24 protein-coding genes, 2 pseudogenes and 1 riboswitch are annotated in these 23,934 nt (G+C 48.3%); of the genes and pseudogenes, 22 read left to right on the top strand and 4 right to left on the bottom strand.

The features are described 5' to 3' along the window. The first annotated feature begins 37 nt into the window (after positions 1 to 37). Entirely contained in the window at positions 38 to 1,381 is a 1,344-nt protein-coding gene (gene lysA / locus DNHGIG_RS19540; protein ID WP_282201169.1) for a diaminopimelate decarboxylase, read from the top strand. A 69-nt stretch (positions 1,382 to 1,450) separates the two neighbouring features. On the opposite strand, the gene DNHGIG_RS19535 is transcribed toward lysA, so the two are convergent. Beyond that, positions 1,451 to 2,698 (bottom strand): D-alanyl-D-alanine carboxypeptidase family protein, encoded by a 1,248-nt coding sequence (locus DNHGIG_RS19535; RefSeq protein WP_282201168.1) that lies wholly within the window; start codon positions 2,696 to 2,698, stop codon positions 1,451 to 1,453. 164 nt (positions 2,699 to 2,862) lie between these two features. Continuing rightward, a riboswitch (FMN riboswitch) is annotated at positions 2,863 to 3,008 on the top strand. 325 nt (positions 3,009 to 3,333) lie between these two features. Here DNHGIG_RS19535 and ribD point away from each other — a divergent pair. The 13 genes and pseudogenes from ribD to DNHGIG_RS19470 all read left to right on the top strand — a co-directional run bounded on the left by ribD (position 3,334) and on the right by DNHGIG_RS19470 (position 13,859). Continuing rightward, complete coding sequence (gene ribD, locus DNHGIG_RS19530) at positions 3,334 to 4,425, top strand: bifunctional diaminohydroxyphosphoribosylaminopyrimidine deaminase/5-amino-6-(5-phosphoribosylamino)uracil reductase RibD (protein ID WP_282201167.1); 1,092 nt, start codon at positions 3,334 to 3,336, stop codon at positions 4,423 to 4,425. 8 nt (positions 4,426 to 4,433) lie between these two features. Beyond that, positions 4,434 to 5,099, top strand: a complete 666-nt coding sequence (locus DNHGIG_RS19525) for a riboflavin synthase (protein WP_282201166.1) — start codon at positions 4,434 to 4,436, stop codon at positions 5,097 to 5,099. 15 nt (positions 5,100 to 5,114) lie between these two features. Continuing rightward, positions 5,115 to 6,311, top strand: coding sequence for a bifunctional 3,4-dihydroxy-2-butanone-4-phosphate synthase/GTP cyclohydrolase II (locus tag DNHGIG_RS19520; RefSeq protein ID WP_282201165.1), 1,197 nt, complete (start codon positions 5,115 to 5,117; stop codon positions 6,309 to 6,311). Between the two features lie 28 nt (positions 6,312 to 6,339). Next, positions 6,340 to 6,810, top strand: coding sequence for a 6,7-dimethyl-8-ribityllumazine synthase (ribH, locus tag DNHGIG_RS19515; RefSeq protein WP_282201164.1), 471 nt, complete (start codon positions 6,340 to 6,342; stop codon positions 6,808 to 6,810). 3 nt (positions 6,811 to 6,813) lie between these two features. Next, a complete protein-coding gene (locus DNHGIG_RS19510; RefSeq protein WP_282201163.1) occupies positions 6,814 to 8,313 on the top strand; it encodes an MDR family MFS transporter in 1,500 nt (499 codons plus the stop codon). Positions 8,314 to 8,473: 160 nt separating this feature from the next. Then, a complete protein-coding gene (locus tag DNHGIG_RS19505; RefSeq protein ID WP_282201162.1) occupies positions 8,474 to 9,097 on the top strand; it encodes a site-2 protease family protein in 624 nt (207 codons plus the stop codon). Then, positions 9,055 to 9,843, top strand: coding sequence for a segregation/condensation protein A (locus tag DNHGIG_RS19500; RefSeq protein ID WP_369414739.1), 789 nt, complete (start codon positions 9,055 to 9,057; stop codon positions 9,841 to 9,843). Before DNHGIG_RS19505 ends, DNHGIG_RS19500 begins: the two co-directional genes overlap by 43 nt. A gap of 157 nt (positions 9,844 to 10,000) precedes the next feature. Next, positions 10,001 to 10,573, top strand: coding sequence for an SMC-Scp complex subunit ScpB (scpB, locus tag DNHGIG_RS19495; RefSeq protein WP_282201161.1), 573 nt, complete (start codon positions 10,001 to 10,003; stop codon positions 10,571 to 10,573). Positions 10,574 to 10,673: 100 nt separating this feature from the next. Beyond that, positions 10,674 to 11,339: a DUF2953 domain-containing protein gene (locus tag DNHGIG_RS19490; RefSeq protein WP_282201160.1), complete on the top strand. Its 666-nt coding sequence runs from the start codon at positions 10,674 to 10,676 to the stop codon at positions 11,337 to 11,339. Continuing rightward, positions 11,312 to 11,764: a GerW family sporulation protein gene (ytfJ, locus tag DNHGIG_RS19485; protein WP_282201159.1), complete on the top strand. Its 453-nt coding sequence runs from the start codon at positions 11,312 to 11,314 to the stop codon at positions 11,762 to 11,764. Before DNHGIG_RS19490 ends, ytfJ begins: the two co-directional genes overlap by 28 nt. A 125-nt stretch (positions 11,765 to 11,889) precedes the next feature. After that, positions 11,890 to 12,498 carry a nucleoside recognition domain-containing protein gene (locus tag DNHGIG_RS19480; protein WP_282201158.1) on the top strand — a complete coding sequence of 203 codons (609 nt, stop codon included), beginning with the start codon at positions 11,890 to 11,892 and terminating at the stop codon, positions 12,496 to 12,498. Continuing rightward, positions 12,486 to 13,015, top strand: a pseudogene (locus DNHGIG_RS19475) (spore maturation protein). The gene DNHGIG_RS19480 and the pseudogene DNHGIG_RS19475 overlap by 13 nt, the downstream one beginning before the upstream one ends. Positions 13,016 to 13,100: 85 nt before the next feature. Beyond that, positions 13,101 to 13,859: a pseudouridine synthase gene (locus tag DNHGIG_RS19470; protein WP_282201157.1), complete on the top strand. Its 759-nt coding sequence runs from the start codon at positions 13,101 to 13,103 to the stop codon at positions 13,857 to 13,859. Between the two features lie 48 nt (positions 13,860 to 13,907). On the opposite strand, the gene DNHGIG_RS19465 is transcribed toward DNHGIG_RS19470, so the two are convergent. Next, complete coding sequence (locus tag DNHGIG_RS19465; RefSeq protein ID WP_282201156.1) at positions 13,908 to 14,933, bottom strand: YheC/YheD family protein; 1,026 nt, start codon at positions 14,931 to 14,933, stop codon at positions 13,908 to 13,910. 181 nt (positions 14,934 to 15,114) lie between these two features. Here DNHGIG_RS19465 and DNHGIG_RS19460 point away from each other — a divergent pair, with 181 nt between their 5' ends. Together DNHGIG_RS19460 and DNHGIG_RS19455 are read left to right on the top strand one after the other, a co-directional pair. Further along, positions 15,115 to 15,825: a response regulator transcription factor gene (locus tag DNHGIG_RS19460; protein ID WP_282201485.1), complete on the top strand. Its 711-nt coding sequence runs from the start codon at positions 15,115 to 15,117 to the stop codon at positions 15,823 to 15,825. Beyond that, positions 15,822 to 17,594, top strand: coding sequence for an ATP-binding protein (locus DNHGIG_RS19455; protein ID WP_282201155.1), 1,773 nt, complete (start codon positions 15,822 to 15,824; stop codon positions 17,592 to 17,594). Before DNHGIG_RS19460 ends, DNHGIG_RS19455 begins: the two co-directional genes overlap by 4 nt. A 20-nt stretch (positions 17,595 to 17,614) precedes the next feature. Here DNHGIG_RS19455 and DNHGIG_RS19450 read toward each other — a convergent pair whose 3' ends face one another. After that, positions 17,615 to 18,196 carry a YhcN/YlaJ family sporulation lipoprotein gene (locus DNHGIG_RS19450; RefSeq protein ID WP_282201154.1) on the bottom strand — a complete coding sequence of 194 codons (582 nt, stop codon included), beginning with the start codon at positions 18,194 to 18,196 and terminating at the stop codon, positions 17,615 to 17,617. 353 nt (positions 18,197 to 18,549) lie between these two features. Between DNHGIG_RS19450 and DNHGIG_RS19445 the strand changes: the two genes are divergently transcribed. The 6 genes from DNHGIG_RS19445 (at position 18,550) to DNHGIG_RS19420 (ending at position 23,539) form a co-directional block, all read left to right on the top strand. Continuing rightward, positions 18,550 to 18,981 (top strand): CoA-binding protein, encoded by a 432-nt coding sequence (locus tag DNHGIG_RS19445; RefSeq protein ID WP_282201153.1) that lies wholly within the window; start codon positions 18,550 to 18,552, stop codon positions 18,979 to 18,981. Between the two features lie 422 nt (positions 18,982 to 19,403). Then, on the top strand, positions 19,404 to 19,607 hold the full coding sequence (thiS, locus tag DNHGIG_RS19440; protein ID WP_282201152.1) for a sulfur carrier protein ThiS: 204 nt from the start codon (positions 19,404 to 19,406) through the stop codon (positions 19,605 to 19,607). Between the two features lie 27 nt (positions 19,608 to 19,634). Next, positions 19,635 to 20,426, top strand: coding sequence for a thiazole synthase (locus DNHGIG_RS19435; protein WP_282201151.1), 792 nt, complete (start codon positions 19,635 to 19,637; stop codon positions 20,424 to 20,426). Positions 20,427 to 20,428: 2 nt separating this feature from the next. Continuing rightward, the gene (locus tag DNHGIG_RS19430; RefSeq protein WP_282201150.1) at positions 20,429 to 21,076 is read left to right on the top strand and encodes an MBL fold metallo-hydrolase; all 648 of its coding nucleotides are present in this window, start codon (positions 20,429 to 20,431) and stop codon (positions 21,074 to 21,076) included. Positions 21,077 to 21,251: 175 nt separating this feature from the next. Further along, positions 21,252 to 23,303, top strand: a complete 2,052-nt coding sequence (locus tag DNHGIG_RS19425; RefSeq protein ID WP_282201149.1) for a carbon starvation CstA family protein — start codon at positions 21,252 to 21,254, stop codon at positions 23,301 to 23,303. A gap of 62 nt (positions 23,304 to 23,365) precedes the next feature. After that, a complete protein-coding gene (locus DNHGIG_RS19420) occupies positions 23,366 to 23,539 on the top strand; it encodes a YbdD/YjiX family protein (protein WP_282201484.1) in 174 nt (57 codons plus the stop codon). A 73-nt stretch (positions 23,540 to 23,612) separates the two neighbouring features. Here the strand turns inward: DNHGIG_RS19420 and DNHGIG_RS19415 are convergent. Then, positions 23,613 to 23,926 (bottom strand): annotated as a pseudogene (locus DNHGIG_RS19415) (winged helix-turn-helix transcriptional regulator). Between the last annotated feature and the right edge of the window lie 8 nt (positions 23,927 to 23,934).

Genomic DNA, 23,934 nt, shown 5'->3' with positions numbered 1-23,934 from the left:
TTCAGACAGAACCGTTTTTTCAGGGAGAGGAGAACCTATGCACCTACACGGAACGAGTCGTATCAACCAAAAGGGTCATCTGGAAATCGGCGGATGTGATACCGTAGACTTGGCACGCCAGTTTGGAACGCCGCTTTACATTTATGATGAAGCGTTGATCCGCCACACGATCCGCGAGTTTCGCGATGCGTTTGAAAAATGCGGCTTGCCCTATCAGATCGCTTACGCTTCGAAAGCGTTTTGCACAATGGCCATGTGTCAATTGGCGGCTGAAGAAGGATGTTCTTTGGATGTAGTCTCGAGCGGTGAATTGTATACGGCCCTGAAAGCGGATTTCCCGGCGGAGCGAATTCATTTTCACGGGAACAATAAAACCCCCGACGAAATCGGGTTTGCATTAGAAGCAGGGATCGGTGCGTTTGTCGTTGACAACTTTCATGAGCTGTCATTATTGAGTGCCCTCGCAAAGGAAAAAGGAGAGAGGGCGAATGTGCTATTGCGTATAACACCGGGTGTCGAAGCGCATACCCATGAATATATTTCCACAGGACAACAAGATTCTAAGTTCGGTTTTGATATCGATAGCGGTATGGCGAAGGAAGCGATTCGCCAAGCGTTATCGTTAGAAGGCATCCATCTGGAAGGACTCCATTCACATATCGGGTCACAGATTTTTGAAACGGAAGGTTTTGTGATCGCGATTCAACGGGTAGCCGATCTATATGAATGGGCGGTGCGTGAATCGGGGGCGAAGCTGAGAGTTCTGAACGTAGGTGGAGGTTTCGGGATCCGTTACACGGAGGCAGATACACCGCTAAGACCGGCGGCGTACGTCGAAGCGATCTGCGACGCGGTGAAGAGTGAATTCACACTGCGTTCCTTGCCTTTCCCAGAGATCGTCATCGAACCGGGGCGTTCGATCGTAGGAGCTGCCGGTACGACTTTGTACACGATCGGCTCGATCAAGGAAATACCGGGAATCCGCAAATATGTATCTGTGGATGGCGGAATGACAGACAATCCGCGACCTGCTCTCTATCAGGCTGTGCACGAAGCTTGTATCGCCAATAGGGCGCAAGAAGATCCAACCGAAGTGGTTTCAATCGCAGGAAAATGTTGCGAATCTGGAGACATGCTGATTTGGGATCTGCCGTTGCCTTCTGTTCGGCCGAACGATTTATTGGCTGTGTCTTGCACAGGTGCGTACAACTATTCAATGGCGAATAATTATAACCGCATTCCGCGTCCTGCAGTGGTGTTTGTGTGTGACGGAGAAGCGGATCTCGTTGTCGAAAGGGAGACGTTTGAAGATCTCGTCAAAAATGATCGGATTCCCGAGCGCTTGCAAGCGTCCGTAAAAGTATTAAAAGGTCGGGTTTAATCTCACTCACGTGATGAATAATGTATACCTCGCCGTTAAAGGCGAGGTTTTTATATGGGTAGGAACTCACTATGATCCGCTATTGGCTTCGTTGGAAGTGCTTCGGAAGCTTTTTTGATAGTAATTCTGATTTTGAATGCGTTTAGATCGAAATGTCCTCAGTCGCAAGCGGTACCATATCCATCCGAACAAAAACAAGGGGAATGCTGGCAGAACGTAGAGCCAAGCGGAATGTAACTTTGGAACATCTTTGGCTGCAACAAGGGGCGCGGAAGCGATAACTTTTCCCGCTTGTTCGAACTCGATTGTGCCGAGAACGGTTCCATGCGAAAAAGGAGGAACCGGTTTCTGTATATGGAGCACCCGTTCTACGGGAGCGCTCTCATCTTTGCGAAATGTATACGTGACATCATTACCGATAAGCACATCGGTATCAACGTCGTCTTTATAGGTGATACGGGTGACCGATTCCCCTTTTTTGGCGATCGTCCGCGTCGTGAAATTGTTAAAACCATAATCCAGCAGTTTCGATGCATCGTCGCGGATCGATTGCTGGGTCAATCCGTACATCAGACACACAAGAAACTCCTGGTCGCCGCGTTTTGCGGAAGCAACGATCGTTTGGTGGGCTTGATCGGTGAAACCCGTTTTAATACCGTTTGCTCCATCGTACGTCCACAAGATTTTATTCAAATTGACAAGTTCCGATTGCCATTGCTTTCCTTTCCATGGATAATATTTCGTGGAGACGATTTGCCGGAATGTTTCGTTTTGCATTGCGTAACGTGCGATCAACGCCATATCTTGCGCAGTCGTATAATGATCGGGATCATGCAGGCCATTGGGCGTGACAAAATGGCTGTGAGTCGCTCCGATGTCTCTCGCCTTCTCGTTCATCATGTTGGCAAAGTTTTCTTCAGTTCCCGCTACGTGTTCTGCAATCGCCACAGCTGCGTCGTTCCCCGAATTGAGCAGAAGGCCGTATAACATCTCCTTCATTGGTTCCTCTTCGCCTTCTACCAAATACACTCGATTTCCTTCCTGCTCGGTCGCGAGTTGAGACGTACGGACAGGCTCGTCCAGCTTCGAATTTTCCAACGCGAGAATCGCGGTGAGAATCTTTGTGATCGATGCAGGATAGTGATGTTTTTCCGGATTTTTCGACCAGAGAACCTGACCCGTCTTCATATCCATGAGCACGCCGGAATCAGCTTGTATCTCCGGTTCTTCGGTGCTGGCATGAGCAACGTGGGGCCAAACGTTTACGAGCAATAGTTGCACAGACAAGATCAGAACGAAGATATATCGTATCCACACGGGTATTCACTCCAAGAAGCATAGTTAAAAGGTGAACATATTTCTTGTAGTATAACTTTTGTATAGGTTCAATTCAACTTTCAAAGTCAATAAGGGAAAGAATGTTACAATTTTCACTTTACATGTGATGGAATGAAGACTATACTGAGATTGGAAAAGTAAATAGATTCCTTCAGGGCAGGGTGAGACAATAGTCAATTCCCGACCGGTGGTGACGCCCCGGGTTAAGGGCGGAGTCCACGAGCCAGTGATGGCACGAACTGGTGAGATTCCAGTACCGACGGTATAGTCCGGATGGGAGAAGGAAATGTGAGCAGAACGTGTTCAAGAAGAGAACAGACTGAGGTTGTTCGGGAGCAAAAAGTCAATCGTCGACTGATAGATGCATTTTTTGCCAACCGTGAATCTCTATGAGGCAAGGTTACAGTCATGTTCCCTTTTTCGAACAACCAAATGGATAGGACAGAGATGTCTGTCGCGTATGTTATCGGCAGTCTGTCCTTTAAGGACTCACTATCTGAAAAGAGAACGCTTGTATGCCAATACATGTTCTCCTTGTTATAGATGTATACTGCCCTGAAGCGTTTGTGGCTTCAGGGTTTTTTATTGAGATACAGCCTTGAGGTGGTGATCGATTGACTGACCGGGAGTATATGGAACTGGCGCTGACGATCGCCCGCTCGACCCGAGGAAGAACATGGCCCAATCCTATGGTGGGAGCGGTCGTGGTGAACGACGGAAACATCGTGGGAATGGGTGCCCATCTACGAGCAGGAACCCCGCATGCGGAAGTCCATGCTTTGGAGATGGCAGGAGAAGCGGCGCGCGGGGGAACACTCTATGTGACGCTTGAGCCATGCAGCCATTACGGGAGGACTCCTCCTTGTGCAGACAGGGTCATCGAATCCGGAGTCAAGAGGGTCGTTATCGCCATGCTTGATCCCAATCCGCGAGTTTCCGGACGGGGTGTGGAAAGACTACGCAATGCCGGCATCGAAATTGAGGTGGGGCTGTGTGAAGAAGAATCACGCCAAATGAACGAAGTATTCGTTCACTATATCACCACGCGCCGGCCGTTCGTCATCATGAAAACGGCCATGACGTTAGATGGAAAAATCGCGACCGCCAGCGGGGACAGCCGCTGGGTAACAGGAGATTTGGCGCGACTGGAGGTACATCGATTGCGTGATCGTGTCGATGCGATACTCGTTGGCATAGGAACTGTCCTGGAGGATGACCCTGAGCTGACCACCCGATTACCTGAAGGAGGAAAGAATCCCTTGCGCGTGATCGTCGATACAAGTCTACGCATTCCGGACGAGGCACGCGTTCTCGATACGAAGACAGCACGTACGGTGATCGCTTGCGGTGAAGATGCCGACGATTCCCGCGAGCGAATGCTGCGAGAAAAAGGCGTGGAAATCATTCGTATGCCTGTAGTGGACGGTAAGGTGAATCTGAAGGCGCTTATGGAAGAGCTTGGGCGGCGTGAGATCGCCAGCATTCTTGTTGAAGGGGGAGCGGAGATCAACGGATCTCTCCTTTCCGCAGGGTTGATCGATCAAGTGATGACTTTCATAGCGCCGAAATTAATCGGGGGAACCGGTCCTACGCCCATTGGAGGAAAAGGATTTTCACGCATGCAGGATGCCTTGGAGTTGGAGCGCGTACGAGTGGAACGCTTTGGGGAAGATGTGGCTGTGATCGGCTATCCGAGGAAGGGATGAAGTTCGTCATGTTTACGGGAATTGTAGAAGAAATCGGTGAAGTGGCTTCGATTCGTGCGACGGGGCGGGCGCTTTCCCTTACCATTCGTGCGAATAAGGTTCTGGAAGATGTACGGTTAGGCGATTCGATCGCGGTCAACGGCATATGTCTGACAGTCGTCTCTTTCGATCGATCTCATTTTGTCGTCGATGTTGTCCCTGAAACGATGAGGCGTACGACATTGCACGAACTTGCCCCTGGCCATTTGGTGAATCTGGAACGGGCGATGGCGATGGGGGGACGTTTCGGAGGGCATATCGTTTCGGGTCACATTGATGGTGTTGGCAGAATCGTTTCGATCGCGCGGGAAGATACGGCGAGAGTCTTACGCATTGCAGCTCCTTCTTTTGTCATGCGATATGTGGTACCAAAAGGATCAATCACTGTCGACGGTGTTTCCCTCACGGTGATGGATGTGGACTCTGAAAGTTTCCGGGTGTCGATCATTCCTCATACCGGACAGGTAACCATATTGAAGGACAAGCGGGAAGGTTCGCGCGTGAATTTGGAGTGTGACATCATCGGAAAATACGTGGAAAAGCTGTTGACGGGGTACGTTCCCGATGGGGTACGAAAGCCAACCGGAGAGAATGTTCTCACGACAGAGTTCCTGCGCGAGCACGGTTTTGCGTAAAAGGGGGAGAAGAGGATGTTCCATACGATTGAAGAAGCGATCGCAGATTTGAAAGCAGGAAAAGTGGTCATCGTGTGCGACGATGAAGACCGCGAAAACGAAGGGGATTTCATCGCACTTGCAGAAAAAGCGACACCCGACGTGATCAATTTCATGATTACGCATGGGCGCGGTCTGGTCTGTGTGCCCATCACCGAAGAACGGGCCGATCGGTTGGATCTGAGACCCATGGTTTCGCAAAATACGGATCATCATGGAACAGCGTTTACTGTTTCCGTCGATGCGAAGGAAGGGACGACAACCGGTATCTCCGCATACGAACGTGCCATCACCGTCAAGGCGTTGATCGATGAGCGCAGTACGGCGGATGATTTCAGGCGTCCCGGACATATCTTTCCGTTGATCGCGCGCAAAGGGGGCGTGCTTCGCAGGGCAGGTCATACGGAAGCTGCTGTCGACCTGGCACGATTGTGCGGCGCATATCCTGCCGGTGTCATCTGTGAAATACTCAATCCCGACGGGACGATGGCGCGCGTTCCTGATCTCATGAAAATTGCCACGGAGCATGATTTAAAGATCATCACGATCGCGGATCTCATCAAATACCGCAAAGAACGTGAAGTTCTGGTAAAACGTGCGGCCGAAGCGCATCTGCCTACCGAATTCGGTGAATTCCAAGCGGTCGTTTATACGAACACGATCGACGACAAGGAACATGTCGCCTTGGTGAAAGGAGATATCGTGCCGAATGAACCTGTGCTTGTCCGTGTCCACTCCGAGTGTTTGACTGGAGATGTGTTCGGCTCTTGCCGCTGTGACTGCGGACCGCAGCTTCAAGCGGCTTTAAGGCAGATCGAAAAAGAGGGGCGAGGAGTCCTCCTCTATATGCGGCAGGAGGGGCGGGGGATCGGACTGATCAACAAAATCAAGGCATATCGTTTGCAAGAAGAAGGATATGATACGGTTGAAGCGAATGAAAAATTGGGCTTTCCTGCCGATCTGAGGGATTACGGGATTGGAGCTCAGATTTTGCGTGATCTCGGGGTCGGCAAGATGAAATTGATGACCAATAACCCACGCAAAATCAGGGGTCTTGACGGACATGGACTCGAAGTCGTCGAACGCGTACCCATTCAGGTAGAATCGAACGAGAGTAATGTTAAATATTTGTTAACGAAAAAGTCCAAGTTGGGGCATTTATTGAATATGTAAGTTAGGGTTACGGAAAGGAGAAAAAATCATGGCACGCGTTTATGAAGGAAATTTAATTGGCACCGGTTTACGTATCGGCATCGTCGTAGGGCGTTTCAATGAATTCATTACTACCAAACTGTTGGAAGGTGCGCTCGATGCTTTGAAACGCCATGGTGTAGACGAAAACGATGTATCAGTTGCTTGGGTGCCCGGTGCGTTCGAAATCCCGCTCATCGCACAAAAAATGGCCGCTTCGAACAAATATGATTCGGTGATCACCTTGGGTGCGGTGATTCGCGGAGCCACTCCTCATTTTGATTATGTTTCTGCCGAAGTTTCCAAAGGTGTTGCGGCGATTTCATTGAAGACGGGCGTGCCTACCATTTTCGGCGTGCTTACGGTCGATACAATCGAGCAAGCGATTGAGCGGGCCGGAACGAAAGCGGGCAACAAAGGATGGGAAGCTGCCGTATCCGCTATAGAAATGGCTAATCTGTCACGTCAAATTGAGAGGTAAGGAATGAAAAAAACGAATCGTACTGCAGTTGTCATCGCCGTAATGCTGACCAATTTTCTTGCGGCAGTAGATGTGACGATCGTAGGCACAGCGATGTCTACGATCATCGGACAATTGGGTGGACTTCCATTGATGAGCTGGGTATTTTCAGCCTATCTTTTATCTTCCACTGTATCCACCCCCATCTACGGCAAATTGTCCGACTTGTATGGTCGCAAGGTCATTTATAACGTGGGTACGATCATATTTCTCATAGGCTCCGTCTTGGCGGGGCTTTCCGCTTCCATGGTGCAATTAATACTCTTTCGTACCATACAAGGGCTTGGTGCGGGAGCCATCCTATCGATCGCGATGACGATCATCGGCGATATTTTCACGTTGGAAGAACGTGGTCGCGTACAAGGCTGGTTTTCTGGCGTTTGGGGGATTTCTTCCATCATCGGACCGGCACTCGGTGGTTTTATCGTCGATTATTTTTCGTGGCCCTGGGTATTTTACATAAACGTTCCTTTCGGCATACTTGCCATCCTGCTATTGGGTTTTGCCTTACATGAAAACATAGAAAAGCGCCGCCATGCGATCGATTACCTTGGGGCCGTCATGCTCTCCGTTTCCATGACTGCCTTGCTGCTCGGGCTCCTGCAAGGACAAGAGCATAAATGGACGAGCGTCTATATCATCGCGTTGTTCGTGATTGCCGTCGTTGCTTTTGCCGTATTCTTGTTTATAGAGACCCGAGTGGAGGAACCGATCGTTCCGCTCGACCTTTTCCGACATTCGGTGATCTCGATTTCCACCGTCGTTTCTTTCATGATCGGAGCTGTTCTTATGGGGGTGACAAGCTATATTCCTATCTATGTGCAAGGGGTTCTCGGCGATTCAGCGACACAAGCCGGAAGCACATTGACACCGATGTCGATCGGATGGATGATCGGGTCGATTTTTGGCGGAAGGCGTTTAGTGAAATGGGGATTCCGTACTTTGGGGCTCTACGGCGTCTTCGCGATCGCATTGGGTGCTTGCCTGTTGACCGGTTTCTCACAGGCGACCGGACGTTATTACGCCATGTTGTCCCTCCTTGTGATGGGGATAGGTTTCGGTTTTTCCACCCTGTCACTCGTCGTTGCGGTGCAAAGTGTCGTGGAGTGGAACCGCCGCGGTATCTCGACCGCAACCAATCAATTTGTGCGTACGCTTGGTTCAAGCATTGGAGTCGCGGTGATGGGGGCACTGCTCAACTACCGTATAGTGGCCATGCTGCGAGGAAAACCATTGGCGGACAGCGATCCCTTGCAAGTAACGAACGTTTTGCTTGAACCCGCCAGACGGGCAGCGCTCCCGCCTGCGTTTCGCGATACATTGATTCATGCACTCAGCAGCGGCTTGTTTCTGGTTTTTGTAGCGATTGCAGTCTGTGCCGTCATCGCATGCATCACGATGTTATTTTTTCCGAGAAACGTACAGGAAGGACATGTTTTAAAAAAAGCAAATGACGAAATGTAAGAACAAGAGACCTGATAGCCGGGTCTCTTGTTCCGTGTTATAATAGGTTCACTAATACTAGATCTGTTTGCCGATCCGTGTCGTTAATAGAAAAGTCTCAGGTCAGGTGAACCCCGCCAAGGAACGAATTCTCAGGATACGTCGGAAGGGGAGACTTTTGTTGTTCCAACTGGATTTTAACGAGATCATCATTCGTGTGATCGCTTTTCTCATCGCGATCGCCGTTCACGAGGGTGCTCACGCGTATACTGCTCATTGGCTCGGAGATCCCACACCAGAGCGTGAAGGGCGCTTGACGCTCAACCCGCTCAAGCATGTGGATCCCATAGGATTTCTGATGATTTTGTTCGGACCGTTCGGTTGGGCTCGTCCTGTGACGACAAACCCGGCTATGTATAAAGGCAGTCGGCGAATCGGTATTCTTCTCGTGGCGGCTATGGGTCCTATCGCGAATTTTCTCTTGGCCGCGGTCGTTGCCCTTCTTTATAAGAGTCTTTCGGGAATGATGTTCACGAACGCGCATACCGCGGCGATTCTTTCATCGTTATTCACAACGATGATCATGATCAATGTAGCCCTGTTTGTCTTTAATCTTTTGCCACTTTATCCGCTGGATGGCGAGAAAATCCTACGTTCGCTTGTACCGCTGCGGCATCTTGGATTCTTTTACAAGATGGAAACCTATGGACCTTTCATCCTGCTGTTAATCGTCTTTATTCCGGTACTTGGGCGTACGATCCTTTGGCCTCCGATACTTGGATTGATGCGCCTTTTTCTCTTTTGACCATGGATATTCAAGTTAAATTGCAAGCATTTGAAGGTCCGCTCGATCTGCTCTTGCATTTGATTGAACGGGCGGAAGTGGATATCCACGATATTCCGATCGCGGAGATTACCGCACAATATCTGTCATACGTGGAAGCCATGCAAGAATTACAATTGGATGTAGCCTCTGAATTCCTTGTCATGGCTTCGACACTCCTGGCGATCAAGAGCAAGATGCTGCTTCCCCGTCCGGTCGAATTGACTCTGGAAACGGATGATCAATGGCAGGAAGAAGAGGAAGATCCACGTATAGCCTTGATGGAAAGGTTAATCGAATACAAGAAGTTCAAGCAGCTGGCGGAGGAATTAAAACAACGGGAAGAAGGACGAAGCCACGTATACACGCGACCTCCCGAAAATCTAACGGTTTATCTTCCCGATGATGATCCGAACCCGGTCGAAGGAATCTCTTTGTATGATCTTCTCGATGCGTTTACACAAGCGCTTGCAAGAGCGGATGAAGAGGAGCCGCAAGCTTCTGTACAACGTGACGAAGTTTCGGTCAAAGAACGTGTTCGCGAGATCGAAGAAGAACTACGGCAAAAAAACGGGCGTCTGTTGTTTTCTTCTCTATTGTCCCGTTATCGAAGGCGTTCCGAGATTATCGTCACGTTTCTCGCCGTTTTGGAATTGATGAAAGCAAGACGGATTCGATGCGTGCAGGATCGACTGTTTTCCGAAATCATCATTGAAATGTATGTCTAAAAGGCAAGACAAACAGTAGACAAGCCGTTCGAGGAGCAGAAGTCACGAGCAACGAAGCGTGAGCTGAAAACGGAGTGGGCAGTGGGAGACGCTGCTACGACGAAAGAAGGAGACTGGGCTTCTCGGACTTTTTGATGTAAGTGTTGAAGGTGGTTGTATGGATTATCAAAAGATCAAGGCGGTTATTGAAGGGCTTCTTTTTGTTTCCGGAAGTGAGGGTATTGAGGCGAAACAACTTGCTTCCATACTTGAGTTGGATGAAGCTGAAGTCCTTGATTTGTGTTACGATTTACAAGCCGATTTTGAACGGGAAGGACGAGGTATACAAATCGTCGAGGTTGCCGGTGCCTTTCAACTGACAACCCGCCCGGAACATGCGGTTTATTTCGAAAAATTGGCTTACCAACCACAACATGCCACATTATCGCAAGCCGCTCTGGAGACTTTGGCGATCATCGCGTATAAACAACCGATTACTCGCTTAGAGATCGAGGAAATCCGTGGGGTAAAATGTGAAAAAGCGCTGAACACCTTGCTTGCCAAGCGTTTGATAAAAGAGTCGGGACGCGCCGAAGGACCAGGGCGTCCCATTCTGTACGCAACAACCAAAGAGTTTCTTGAATACTTTGGTCTTCGCGATCTCTCCCAATTGCCGAATCCACCCGAGCTCTTCCCACCAGAAGACGTAGAAGAAGAAGTGCAACTTTTATTTAGTAAAACGAAAACCTAATTCAGTCTGATGACTGGATTAGGTTTTTTTGTATGGTACGCCACATTCTGGTTAGGATAAAAAAGTATGGGGCGGTGCAGCTTTTTGGGAGGCGTACGGTATGCATTGGTTTTACTGGATTCTTCTTCTCCAAGCGGGGATAATCGTTCTGTTTGCGTTTGTTCCGGTACAGGTACATGTACGCTACAGTCGGATTCGAGAAGATGATCATATCTATGTACGGATACGAGCACTTTTTATTACATACACGATAGAAATGCCGACAGCAAAATTGATCGCAAAAGTCCATTCTGGAGAGTTACTCAACTGGACGATCGCACGAGGTTTGCAGACAAGGGAGAAAAAACGAGGGAGTTTCACGCTCACTCTCGAAAAAATTGAGAAGATCAAAAAGCTTTGGTATTTCTCTCTGGAGAATATTTACGGTTATAAAACTTGGTTACGCAGGACATTAAGAATAGTTAAGGTAGAAGAGTTTCGCTGGCAGACAGAAATGGGCATAGGGGATGCGGCAGTCACAGGTACGCTTATTGGGCTCCTTTGGTCAGTAAAGGGAGCGGTCTTGTCACTCATTTCTAACTTTTTCACTCTGAACACCCAACCGCGTATCGATGTGCGTCCGCGTTTTCATGAAACGGTATTCATCACAAATGTGTCCTGTATATTTAAGTTTTGGGTTGGGCAGGCTATGTTCGCTGGTATTAGGATGGTATTTTATTGGCTTAGGGAGGGACACATATGGCGGAACATCCGATCGAAGGCTTGATGCAAACGGCCATGGAAAACCTGAAAGAAATGATAGACGTAAACACGATTATCGGGGATCCTGTTGAAACGCCCGATGGTTCCGTGATTCTTCCTATTTCAAAAGTGGGATTTGGATTTGCGGCGGGTGGCAGTGAATTCGATATGAATGCAGAAGGATTAGCAAATCACCAAGAAGGAGGAAATAAGGGCGGATGGCCATTCGGAGGCGGAGCCGGCGGGGGAGTTTCCATTACTCCAATCGGTTTTCTCGTAGTCGGTAACGGACAGATCAAGATGCTGTCGACTGAAGGGCCCACCCAACTGTACGAACGAATCATCGATATGGCCCCAGGGTTCATCGAAAAAATTCAATCGATGACCAAGAAAGATAAAATGAAGCATGATGAATGTCAAGCGAAGTCAACCAATCCACCAGTTTCATGAAGGAGCGCTCCTTGTAGGCGCTTCTTTTTTTTGGACAGGTGCATATACCTTAGATATACGTTTTTTTGGACAGGGAGTGAAACGTTTATGCTTCCCAGATTTTTGCTCTTGTAGGGGGGATGCGTATGATCAATGTGATTTGGATGGGGCTCCTTCTCATCGGTATGGCGGTGAGCGCGTGGACGGGGAAGATGGATGTGGTGACACAAGCGGTTTTTGCAGGTGCGAAAGCGGGTATCACTGTAACCATTGGACTTCTATCGTTTCTCGTATTTTGGTTAGGGATGATGAAAATCGCCGAGGAAGCAGGTCTGGTTCAGTCGCTTGCGCGTCTCTTGTGGCCCATCGTCCGGTTTCTCTTTCCGTCGGTTCCCCCTGATCATCCTGCATTGGGTTCCATACTTGCCAATATGAGTGCGAATATTCTAGGATTGGGAAATGCTGCTACGCCTCTCGGTTTAAAAGCGATGAAAGAATTGCAGGAATTGAATCCGGATAAAAAAACAGCAAGTGACGCGATGTGCACACTCCTTGCGATCAATACGGCCAATATAACCATTATCCCGGCAACGGTAATTTTTTACCGTTCTCAATTTGAATCTGCAAATCCTACGGAAATCGTAGGGGCAACGATCATTGCTACAGCATTGGGAACAGCTGTTGCCGTGATTTTGGATCGCTGGTTTCGTAAACGTGAAAGCCGAAGAGGGGGAGGTCCGGGATGGAGGTCGTAGGCATTATCTCTGCGTGGGCATTGCCAGTCGTGATCGCAGTCATTCTCGTGATCGGTTACTTTCGCAAAGTTCCCTTTATGAAGCGTTTGTGGAAGGCGCGAAAGAAGGTTTTCCTACAGCGGTACAAATCCTCCCTCATATCGTCGGAATGATGGTAGCTGTAACCGTTTTTAGTGAATCGGGAGCGTTTGATCTTTTCGTGACTGCTGTTCGTCCTCTTTTGGACAAACTGGGAGTACCTGCCGAAATTGTACCCATGGCATTTTTGCGTCCGATTTCCGGAACGGGGTCACTGGCTTTCATGCTTGATATTTTTCGCACGCATGGACCCGATTCCTTGTTAGGAAGGATCGCTTCTGTCTTACAAGGATCCAGCGATACCACACTCTACGTATTAACCGTTTATTTCGGATCGGTAGGTATCCAAAAAGCCCGTTATGCGGTTAAAGTGGGACTATTGGCCGATTTGGCGGCGGCTATCTTTTCGGTCATGGTTGTCAAATGGCTTTTTAAGTAAACGTGTCGATTTGCGAGAGTGGACATATGCCGTCTATAATGAATGAGATTGTGGTGAGTTTAATCTGGACGGTGAAGTTGATCATATGGAACGATTGCAAAAAGTGCTCGCACAAGCTGGAGTTGCTTCCCGGCGTAAATGTGAACAGTTGATTTTGGAAGGACGCGTAACGGTGAATGGACATGTGGTTACAGAGTTGGGCACGAAAGCGGATCCGCACATGGATCGTATCGCAGTGGACGGAAGACCCATTCAACGAGAACGGCATGTGTATCTCTTGCTCTTTAAGCCGCGGGGTGTGGTCACAACCGTGTCTGACCCACAGGGAAGGAAAACGGTATTAGACCTGATCGAAGGCGTGAAAGAGCGCATTTTCCCGGTTGGACGGTTGGATATCGATACGAGCGGACTTCTCCTGCTCACAAATGACGGAATGCTTACAAATGCGTTACTCCATCCCAGCCGCAAAATTTATAAAACATATCGCGCGCAAGTAGAAGGGTTCGTTTCTGACGAAGCGATTCTCAAGCTTTCTAGAGGTGTGCTTCTTGAGGACGGGATGACTGCACCCGCGCGTGTCAAACGATTGAAAGAATCTGGAGGACAAACGTTGCTTGAGATCACGATTCACGAAGGAAGGAATCGTCAGGTGCGAAGAATGTGTGAAGCGGTCGGACATCCTGTTCGAACACTTCGAAGGGTGAAGTTTGCTTTTCTCACTTTGGGTCACTTGAAGCCGGGGGAGTATAGGCATCTAACCAAAGAGGAAGTACGTAAGTTGATGCAAGCGACGGGTGTTTCCGGAGTACCGGATGAAGGACCGAGCGTCAAAGAAAAAGCCTAGACTTGCTGCGGCAAGATTAGGCTTTTTCGCTTTCGATTGGAGCCTTTTTCATGTTTGCGAACAAATGATATGCTTCGCGTAGAGCAGGGGTTTTGACATCGAAAGAATGCGAATCTTTCGAGGCAGGGGCTGGCGGGAATAATGGGCGTCTGCTTCCAGGAGAAACAGGCGTCCTTCAGGGTCACGGCCAATATCTAATGTGATTTCGCATAAAGGACCTATGTTCTTTGCCAATTGATCAGCCGTTTGCACAGCGAGTGAAGTCGCGTGGACATCTCGCGCGTGATCAGGAAGAAATTCATGTATCGCGCCGCTCGCCAATCCGGTCACGACGTGCCTGGGTGAGGCGGTCTTCCGGTACGCGCAAGTCACTTCCCACTCCTCGCTTGTACTCCGTTGCAGCAAGAAACGGGTATCGGATCGATATCCTTTTTCGTCTTCGATCGCAATTCCTCTTTGAATGAGACACAACTCCTTGGCCAAACTTTTTTGCAAATATGCAACCACTTTTTCGATCGTATCGTACATTCCTGTATGGATGCGTCCAGAACGGTTTAATCCTTTTAATTCATAAGCACCTTGATGGTAACGCAGACGAAAAATACCGCGGCTTTTTGAGCCGTGCCGCAATTTTACGAACAAAGTCGTATGCTGCGTAAGAAAGTGGCTTAGAGAATCATGCCGATAATCCCAGCAGATTGTCTCAGGTAAGTATGGTCGTAGACAGACTTTCTCGAAGAGGGTTTGGTGTACGGCCCACCTGTCAAAGTAATAGGGGTTCAACACGGGAATGGAGCGGTTTTGGAATCCATGGAGATCACGCAAACAAAAATGACTGTTTGCGATGTGACGATATTTGACCTGGTTGTAGATCATATCGGGGAGAACCACCCATTCGCGAATCCAAGTGGTTCCATTCCAGAGGATCGCCCATAACCGGCCGCTTTTCCAATCGACAGCACCTGGCAGGAAAAAATACACTTCCAGGCCTATTTTTTCGCCAAGACTACAGAATCGAGCGAATGATCGGGGAAGTGGGTACGGGTGATCGGTGAGGATGCCGAGAACCGGCATAATCGATCCCCCTTTATTATTGATACATAAAGATTTTCTTTCTTTTCATATATGCCGGGAAATAGCAAGAGGTGAAAATGCTCTCTATTTTCCTGTAAATGAACGTGATGCTTGCAGGTTCCAGTCCTTTTCTGGGAAAATAGAGGAGGACGGGAAAGGTATGAAGAACGGAGTGAGCAAAATGGAACAAATGAGAATTTTGGTTGTAGACGATGAAGAACGTATTCGCCGTTTGGTGCGGATGTATCTGGAACGCAACGCTTTCGTTGTAGATGAAGCGGAAGATGGCGTAGAAGCTCTGGCGAAAGCGCTGAATGACGATTATGCGTTAATCATATTGGATCTCATGCTGCCAGGGATGGACGGGCGGGACGTATGCGCACAATTGCGACAGTATAAAGATACGCCTGTCATTATGTTAACGGCAGCTGGGGATGAGATGAGCCGTATTCATGGGTTTGAATTGGGAGCGGATGATTATGTGGTGAAGCCGTTTTCTCCCCGGGAACTGGTCATGCGCGTGAAGGCGCTTTTGAAAAGAAGCGTGTCTCAAGGTGTGTCCGCAGAGCCGGCACAGATTGGGCATAGCTTAACCTTTCCTGGATTGACCATAAATATGGAGTCGCGCCGAGTGCTTGTAGAAGACAAGGAAGTGCAACTGACACCCAAAGAATTTGAACTCTTATGCTATCTGGCTCAACGGCCCGATAAAGTGTTCTCAAGGGAAGAACTTTTGCGCGATGTTTGGAACTATCAGTTCTACGGGGATCAGCGTACGGTGGACACGCATATCAAAAGGTTGCGTGAAAAACTGGGGAGAGTTTCCGAAAAAGTGTCATCCATGATCGTGACCGTTTGGGGAGTCGGCTACAAATTTGAGGTGAGCGAGTGATTCGGAACAGTGTCGTTGCCAAGTTATGGCTGACGATTATCGGACTTGTTGTCATCGTGCTGACCTTATTATCCGTCTTTCTCGAACAATTATTTGATTCCTATTTTTACAAAACACACGCTGACGAGTTGGTGAAGAAAGCGGATTATATTCATCAATTGATTTTGAACGAACCGGACAGAGACTTGGCGATGCGAGTCGCTAATTTATTGGCGGCAGAATCGAATAGCCACATTTTAATCACCGGCCCTCTTGATGTGGAAACAAAAGATGTTCTCAAGAATTTGCCGAAAGAAGAACAAGATCAGTTGAAAAACGGAAATCCGGTCGTAGAACGGGATTTAAACGTGCGCACGAAACTCCGTACCGATACGGAAAATATATGGGTAATTTTTCCTCTTACTGTTAATGATACATTCCACGGCCTTTTGCTCATGAATCAACCGATCACCGTGACCCAAGATGCGATCGTCAAGATTCGCGACCTCATTCTGTTTGCCGCCGGTTTGGGAATCGTACTGGCGACGGGTCTAGCCTTTGTCGTCTCAAAAAACTTGTCGCGACCGCTCATTCAGATGAATCGAGTAGCGGAACGAATGGCGGAAGGGGATTTTCACGGAAAAGTGAATGTGGTCACACAAGATGAAGTGGGTCAGCTTGGAATGACCCTGAACGCACTGGCATATAAGCTGGAAGACACGATCAATCATTTATCGAAAGAGAAGGAACAGTTGGCGGGAATCCTCACATCGATCACCTCGGGGGTAGTTTCCGCTGATTTGAACGGTCATGTGATTTTGGCGAATCCACCCGCGAAACGATGGTTGCGCAGTCTCTGGATTCAAGGTACCGGAAGAGCAGATGAGCAAAGGCTTCCTCAAGAATTGTGGGAACTTGAACAGCTCGTGTTACAGAAACGGCAGGTTCATGAAGTGGAGCAGGTTTGGAAAGGGCGTTCGATCGCAATCACGATGACTCCATTATACGAGCCGGGAGAAGAAATCGTGAGAGGTGTGGTTGCCGTCTTTCGCGATATTACTGAAGAGAAAACACTGGATCGCCTGCGTAAAGATTTCGTCGCGAACGTCTCCCATGAATTACGTACACCACTTGCCATGATGCAAGGATACAGTGAGGCATTGATCGATGATTTTGGTGACGATCCTGAACAGAGGCGGGAATTGGCACAAATCATATTGGACGAGACGCATCGCATGAGGCGTTTGGTCAATGATTTGCTGGACCTGGCCCAACTGGAATCCGGTCAATTTCAAATGAATACCAGTCTCGTGGACATGCGTTCCGTCTTAAAAAAAGTGGGACGTAAGTTTGTCGCTCTCGCGCATGATAATGGCGTTGAATTGCGCGTGAGTATTGCAGAGGATGGCTCTTATCAGGTATGTGCAGATGCCGATCGATTGGAACAAGTTTTTATTAATTTAGTGGACAATGCTCTTCGCTATACCCCGCGAGGGGGTACTGTCACACTTGAGATGATGCAAGAAGGGAACTTTATTCGCACAACCGTACGCGATACCGGGACAGGTATACCGCCGGAAGACTTGCCGTTCATTTTTGAGCGTTTTTATAAAGCGGACAAAGCAAGAACCCGTTCGAAAGGAGGGACGGGTCTGGGGCTATCGATCGCTCGAAACATTGTACTGAGACATCAGGGTGACATTGTGGTGAAGAGTGAAATCGGAGTCGGCACATCGTTCATTGTCCTGTTGCCGATCGCGAAAGACACGGGAGAAAACGGAGACACCTGAATAGAGTGTCTCCGTTTCTTTTATGTTTCGGGAAGCAAGCGGCTGAGGATGTCTGCCACTTCATCAGAAAAAGTGGATGTAGGTCTGCCTGCTCGCACACCGGTTGCCAGATTACGAATACGTGTCACCGTATCCAAATCGGCAGATACGACTGCATGATACCCGGGACCTATCCGTTCAGCTGCTTCCTTGACCGAGTATTTTATCGAGTCGATTTTCGAACCTGTAATCTTTGAATCAAGGTCGACGCCAATGAGAGCTGTCTTTCCTGACAGCAATACGTACGCCTTGGATACACCCTTCACTCTCGTACATTCTTGCGCGATCCGATTGGCCATTTCCGTGAGATTCGCTTGCTCGGACATTCTCGACTCGATCTTGGGTGCATTTATTTTTCCTTGATGCTGCTCCGGATGCGCCGGTTTGTCAGGTGCCTCGGTTACTTGCGGAGCATGTTCGGCAGATGGGGTTCTCACCTGGTCATATTTTTGCACTCCGTCCGGTGTGGCTTTCGGTGTGCGTTCGGTCGCGGCAGGTTGACAACCTATCGCAAAAAGGAGACAGCTTACGAGAGCGGCAGTTAGAGCTCGATGATTTCCCATAAATATCACCTCTTGCTACTATCATTCCCCTTGGAGTTGGCGTTATGGTAGGAAATTAATGTGAAGATGAGTGGAAGATATGGGTACACTATAAACGAAACTTGATGATTGGGGAGAGACTCAAACGATGCCTTGGGTGTATTACGGAAAGTTATATGAAAGCAAGTTTCAGGCCGGGTGTTTGGCCGCAAGGATTCGAGAGAACTGGTGGATACAAGCTCCACATGAACCGCAGTATGTCGGGATCTTTCAAACAAGAAAAGGAAGGTACGGGGTCAAGTACCTTTGGTAAGCATGAGGATCGTTCATTTGGGGATTCTAAAAGTCAAGAGCCTGGACAAGGAGGTTTTTTGATGTATTCCAATCCGCCTGATGAAGTATTGGTAAATGTGCTGCGTGATGCAAAAGCGATCGCTGTCGTGGGACTTTCGGATGACCCGCACAAAGCCAGTTATGAAGTGGGTTCATATTTACAATCACAGGGTTATCAGTTGGTGCCTGTAAACCCTAATATTCGTGAAACACTCGGACGTAAGACCTGCCCCTCGCTGCAGGATGTACAAGGGCCTGTCGATATTGTGGATGTGTTCCGCAGAAGTGAAAAAGTCGCTGAAATCGTTGACGATGTGTTGGCGATGGATCCAAAACCCAAGATGGTCTGGTTACAAAAAGGTGTCGTAAACGATGAGGCGATGAACCGTCTGCAAGATGCTGGGATCATCGGTGTTCAGGATGCATGCCTCAAAGTAGAACATTTTCGGTTATTGGGAAAAGAAAAAATTTGATATTCTAGTTAAAGATAGTAGAGTAAACCACTCGAGATTGTCGGGTGGTTTTTTTATATCATTTTAAATATGTCAATTTTGCAAATCATTCACAATCGAGTATATCCCGTCTACATCTTGATCCTTCTGGTCGAATGTATACTTTTCATTGTACAATGAGGGATGGAGGTGTTTTTGTGTTTCGTATTCTTTCCTTTATCGGTATCATGGCGCTTATCGGCTTGTTCATTTATGGACAATTCAGTCAACCGGATGATGTAGACGTAAATTCGATCGTCGTAATGGCACATTAACGCCTCATCCATCCATTTACATAGAGGTATGATCTGCGCTGTAAGAGTAGGATCGCAGAAATCGTGCGATCAAGGTGTGGATGATAGATAAGGTAGCCGGAATACCGGTGTATGGAAAGGGGGAGAGGGATGGAACTGATTATTAACGGGAAGTCGCATACATTGGAAGGAGTGCGAACGATCGCAGATGTGATCGGGCATTTCGGACTTAGTGAGAAGATTATCGTCGTCGAGCATAATTTGGAAATCGTTCCGCGAGACAAATATACTGCGAGACAGGTGAAAGCAGGAGATCGCATTGAAATCGTTCATTTTGTTGGCGGAGGGAAATAAATCTTGACAAAAAAGGAGTGGAGAACCATGGAAAAACAGGATATACTAAAAATTGGCGATCATAAATTCAACTCGCGTCTATTTCTGGGAACCGGAAAATTTAACGATTTGGACATACAATCTCGGGCGGTGGAGGTGTCGGGAACAGAAGTTCTAACATTTGCTGTCCGCCGTTTAAACCTAGAAAACCCGCATGAGCCAAACTTTTTGGAACGGCTGGATCTTAAGCGTTACACGTTGCTTCCGAATACGGCCGGGGCTACGACGGCGGAGGAAGCGGTCAGGATCGCCCGCTTGGCTAAAGCATCAGGGCTCTGTGACATGATCAAGGTTGAAGTCATCGGTGATCCGCGGACATTGTTGCCGGATCCGATCGAAACCTTAAAGGCTACCGAAATCCTTGTCAATGAAGGTTTCACAGTACTCCCTTATACATCGGATGATCCGATACTCGCCCGCAAACTGCAGGAAGTGGGGGCACACGCAGTCATGCCGGGTGCCGCGCCTATCGGTTCAGGCTTAGGCATCTTGAACCCGCATTATCTCCGCTTTATTATCGAAGAAGCAAAGGTCCCCGTCATCGTGGATGCGGGGGTTGGTTCGCCTGCTGATGTCGCATATGCGATGGAACTGGGCGCTGACGGTGTCCTCTTGAATACAGCCGTATCGGGCGCCAAAGATGCGGTGCTGATGGCAGAAGCGATGAAACTTGCGGTCGAAGCGGGGCGCAAAGGGTATCTGGCAGGACGCATTGCGAAGAAAAGATATGCGTCGGCTAGCTCGCCAATGGAAGGATTGGTAGAATCGTTGGAGGTGTAAACATGAACATTCGTTCTTTCGCGTTAGGCCCTTTTCAAACAAACTGCTACTTGTTAATTGATGAAAAAGAGAATAAAGCGATCGTGGTTGATCCTGGCTATCATCCGACCCCAGTTTTGCGTGTGATACAAGAAGAGGGCCTGCAAGTAGAACGGATACTGCTAACACATGGCCATTTAGATCACATCGGGGGACTGCAAGCCGTTAAAGAAGCGACAGGAGCGGAGATTCTTATCCATAAGCGCGAAGAGAACTGGTTGACCGATCCACAATTAAACCGTTCAGCCCATTGGCCGCAGGCAGGATTGATCGAAGGGCCGCCTGCGGACGGTTTCGTACAAGAAGGTGACACGATCCCTTTTGGCGAGCAAACGATTCGCGTTGCATTTACACCAGGCCATACTCCGGGACATGTCGTCTATATTATGGATGGGTACGTATTTGCGGGAGATACCTTATTCGCAGGAGGAATCGGGCGTACGGATCTGCCGGAAGGTAATCTCGATGATCTCATTTCGAGCATTGAAACGAAACTGTATACGTTGCCGAATGAAACAATCGTTTACCCTGGACACGGTCCATCGACAACGATTGGTGCGGAAAGGGAATCCAATCCGTTTGTCAATGACCGTTTTCGCATCAATGGGTAATCACATGCCATGGAGAGCTAAGATGCATCACTGGTAAGTGACTGCATCTTAGCTTAATTGCGCAATTTTTAAATTGATATATAATTTTAATTAGGATTTCTTTTCGTTCATATAGAAAGGTTTATCAACTTTCGTATGACGGAAAATTTTAATAATATTTCAAGGGGGACGAGGGATGAGTAAACGATTGCTGTCCATTGTTGTATGGACGATCATCTCCGTGCTGGGAGCGCTTGCTTTCGCGACACTGGCATGGCACAAAGGAGAAACAGTTTCCGCTGCCTGGATGATTATTGCGGCAGTATGTACTTACTCGATCGGTTATCGCTTTTATAGTAAATTCATTGCTTACCGCGTTTTTCAATTGAACGATGGCAGAGCTACACCGGCTGAAGTGGTAAACGACGGTAAGGATTTCGTACCTACGAACAAGTGGATCCTGTTCGGGCATCATTTTGCGGCGATTGCGGGTGCAGGGCCTCTTGTCGGACCGATCTTGGCCGCCCAGATGGGCTATCTACCAGGGACATTGTGGATTCTGATCGGCGTCTTACTTGGTGGAGCGGTACAGGATTTCGTTGTCCTCATGGGTTCCATGCGTCGTAATGGCAAGTCACTCGGTCAGATGGCAAAAGAAGAGATCGGACCTGTATCCGGAATTATCGGATCAATCGGTATTATCTCAATTATGATTATCTTGATAGCCGTATTGGCGATGGTTGTCGTGAATGCACTCAAAGGTTCGCCTTGGGGAACCTTTACGATTGCCATGACGATACCGATCGCGATCATCATGGGTATATATATGCGTTTTGTCCGACCCGGTCGTGTATTAGAAGGTTCGTTCATCGGATTTGTCTTGCTGATGTTCGCCCTATATTTGGGACAAAAAGTGGCCGCTTCCCCGTTGGCTGCATATTTTACGTTCGATGGGAAAACGCTCGCGATCCTAATGATGATCTATGGTTTTATCGCATCAGTCTTGCCTGTATGGCTGTTGTTGGCGCCGCGCGATTATCTCAGTTCCTTTTTGAAAGTGGGAACTATTTTTATCCTGGCGCTTGGAATTCTTATCGTTTTACCAGATCTGAAGATGCCGGCGATTTCACGCTTTGTCGACGGAACCGGTCCAGTATTTGCCGGACCGCTCTTTCCCTTTTTGTTCATTACGATCGCGTGTGGAGCGATTTCAGGGTTCCATTCGTTGGTGTCCTCAGGCACTACGCCGAAGATGTTGGAAAAGGAATCCCATTCTCGTATGATCGGGTACGGTGGCATGCTCATGGAATCTGCTGTCGCGATCATGGCGATGATCGCCGCGACAGCATTGGAACCCGGTATATACTTTGCTATGAATTCGCCGGCTGCGGTCATCGGTACTGATGTTGCGAAAGCGGCTTCCGTCATCTCTAACTGGGGCTTTGCCGTTACACCTGAGCAAATCACCCAATTGACACATGAGATTGGGGAAAAATCTCTCCTGTCGCGTACGGGAGGAGCGCCTACTCTTGCTGTAGGCATGGCCGTGATTTTCTCGAAATTTATGGGTGGGTTTACCGCTTTCTGGTATCACTTCGCCATCCTTTTTGAAGCCGTGTTTATTTTGACTACCATTGATGCCGGTACACGGATCGGACGTTTCATGATACAGGATTTGCTCGGTAACGTATGGAAAGATTTCGGACGCACGGAAGATATCCGTTATAATATAATTGCTTCTGCATTGATTGTCCTCGGATGGGGGTATTTCTTGTATCAAGGCGTGACGGATCCGTTTGGTGGTATCAATTCCTTATGGGCCTTATTTGGAATTGCCAATCAAATGCTAGCGGGTATCGCTTTCGCAGTAGCAACGACGATCTTGATTAAAATGGGCAAGGCACGCTATGCTTGGGTAACCCTTCTGCCTATGGCTTGGCTGTTAACGACCACACTGGGTGCTGGTCTGATGAAGATCTTCTCATCCGATGTGCAGATTGGTTTCCTTGCACATGCCAATAAGTTTCAGCAAGCCATTGAGAGCGGAAAAGTACTGGCACCGGCAAAATCGATGGCGCAAATGCAACAGATTGTTTTCAATGATCGTCTGGATGCGCTTGTGACGGGGATCTTTATCGTCGTTGTAGTTCTGGTGGTCCTGGATTCGATTCGCGTGTGGTACAATATACTGAGTGACAAACAAAAACCGGTTCTCCATGAAGCACCGTTTGTTCCATCGAATATTTAAAGAGGATTTATTACCCTGCTAGAGGTGGGAGGGAATCCTGCGTGAAAACGGTCTTTGGATGGATGAGCAAAGCTCGTTCCGGTATCAAAACGATCTTTGGAATGCCTGATTATGAACGTTACTTGCAACATCATAAGGAAACACACCCAGATCAACCTGTTTTGAGCGAGAAAGAGTTCTATATGAGAGCGTTGAAAGACCGCTATGAAAGCGGCGGTGTCACCCGCTGTTGTTAGCGAAAAGCGTCCGTTGGGGCGCTTTTCTTTTTTAGGATAACAACGAAAAGACACGACATGCTATCGATTCTCTTTACTTCACCCATGATTCTGCCCATTGTTGTACCTCGTCCATGACAGGTTGCAACGCTTTCCCCATTTCTGTCAACCCATATTCAATTCTCACAGGGTTTCCGGATAAACATGACGAAGACAGAATTCCTGCCGTTTCTAACTCTTTTAAACGTTCTACCAGCATTTTGTCGCTCATCGTCGGGATCATCTCGGAAATGTCCTTAAACCGCTTTGGACCGTCCTGCAGAGTCCGGATAATCAAGCCTGTCCATCGTTTTTTCCGAGCAATTCAAACGCTGCTTCGAATTTTGGGCATAGCCGATGATTTTTCATGGTACATC

This window comes from Collibacillus ludicampi (assembly GCF_023705585.1).
Lineage (GTDB): Bacteria > Bacillota > Bacilli > Tumebacillales > BOQE01 > Collibacillus > Collibacillus ludicampi.
This window is presented reverse-complemented; position numbering and strand designations above follow the sequence as displayed.

Bases quoted from the DNA above. Each gene is read 5' to 3' on its own strand.
- lysA (WP_282201169.1), top strand. From the start codon at position 38: ATGCACCTACACGGAACGAGTCGTATCAACCAAAAGGGTCATCTGGAA.
- DNHGIG_RS19525 (WP_282201166.1), top strand. From the start codon at position 4,434: ATGTTTACGGGAATTGTAGAAGAAATCGGTGAAGTGGCTTCGATTCGT.
- DNHGIG_RS19520 (WP_282201165.1), top strand. From the start codon at position 5,115: ATGTTCCATACGATTGAAGAAGCGATCGCAGATTTGAAAGCAGGAAAA.
- ribH (WP_282201164.1), top strand. From the start codon at position 6,340: ATGGCACGCGTTTATGAAGGAAATTTAATTGGCACCGGTTTACGTATC.
- DNHGIG_RS19510 (WP_282201163.1), top strand. From the start codon at position 6,814: ATGAAAAAAACGAATCGTACTGCAGTTGTCATCGCCGTAATGCTGACC.
- scpB (WP_282201161.1), top strand. From the start codon at position 10,001: ATGGATTATCAAAAGATCAAGGCGGTTATTGAAGGGCTTCTTTTTGTT.
- DNHGIG_RS19490 (WP_282201160.1), top strand. From the start codon at position 10,674: ATGCATTGGTTTTACTGGATTCTTCTTCTCCAAGCGGGGATAATCGTT.
- ytfJ (WP_282201159.1), top strand. From the start codon at position 11,312: ATGGCGGAACATCCGATCGAAGGCTTGATGCAAACGGCCATGGAAAAC.
- DNHGIG_RS19480 (WP_282201158.1), top strand. From the start codon at position 11,890: ATGATCAATGTGATTTGGATGGGGCTCCTTCTCATCGGTATGGCGGTG.
- DNHGIG_RS19470 (WP_282201157.1), top strand. From the start codon at position 13,101: ATGGAACGATTGCAAAAAGTGCTCGCACAAGCTGGAGTTGCTTCCCGG.
- DNHGIG_RS19465 (WP_282201156.1), bottom strand. From the start codon at position 14,933: ATGCCGGTTCTCGGCATCCTCACCGATCACCCGTACCCACTTCCCCGA.
- DNHGIG_RS19460 (WP_282201485.1), top strand. From the start codon at position 15,115: ATGGAACAAATGAGAATTTTGGTTGTAGACGATGAAGAACGTATTCGC.
- DNHGIG_RS19450 (WP_282201154.1), bottom strand. From the start codon at position 18,196: ATGGGAAATCATCGAGCTCTAACTGCCGCTCTCGTAAGCTGTCTCCTT.
- DNHGIG_RS19445 (WP_282201153.1), top strand. From the start codon at position 18,550: ATGTATTCCAATCCGCCTGATGAAGTATTGGTAAATGTGCTGCGTGAT.
- thiS (WP_282201152.1), top strand. From the start codon at position 19,404: ATGGAACTGATTATTAACGGGAAGTCGCATACATTGGAAGGAGTGCGA.
- DNHGIG_RS19435 (WP_282201151.1), top strand. From the start codon at position 19,635: ATGGAAAAACAGGATATACTAAAAATTGGCGATCATAAATTCAACTCG.
- DNHGIG_RS19430 (WP_282201150.1), top strand. From the start codon at position 20,429: ATGAACATTCGTTCTTTCGCGTTAGGCCCTTTTCAAACAAACTGCTAC.
- DNHGIG_RS19425 (WP_282201149.1), top strand. From the start codon at position 21,252: ATGAGTAAACGATTGCTGTCCATTGTTGTATGGACGATCATCTCCGTG.
- DNHGIG_RS19420 (WP_282201484.1), top strand. From the start codon at position 23,366: ATGAGCAAAGCTCGTTCCGGTATCAAAACGATCTTTGGAATGCCTGAT.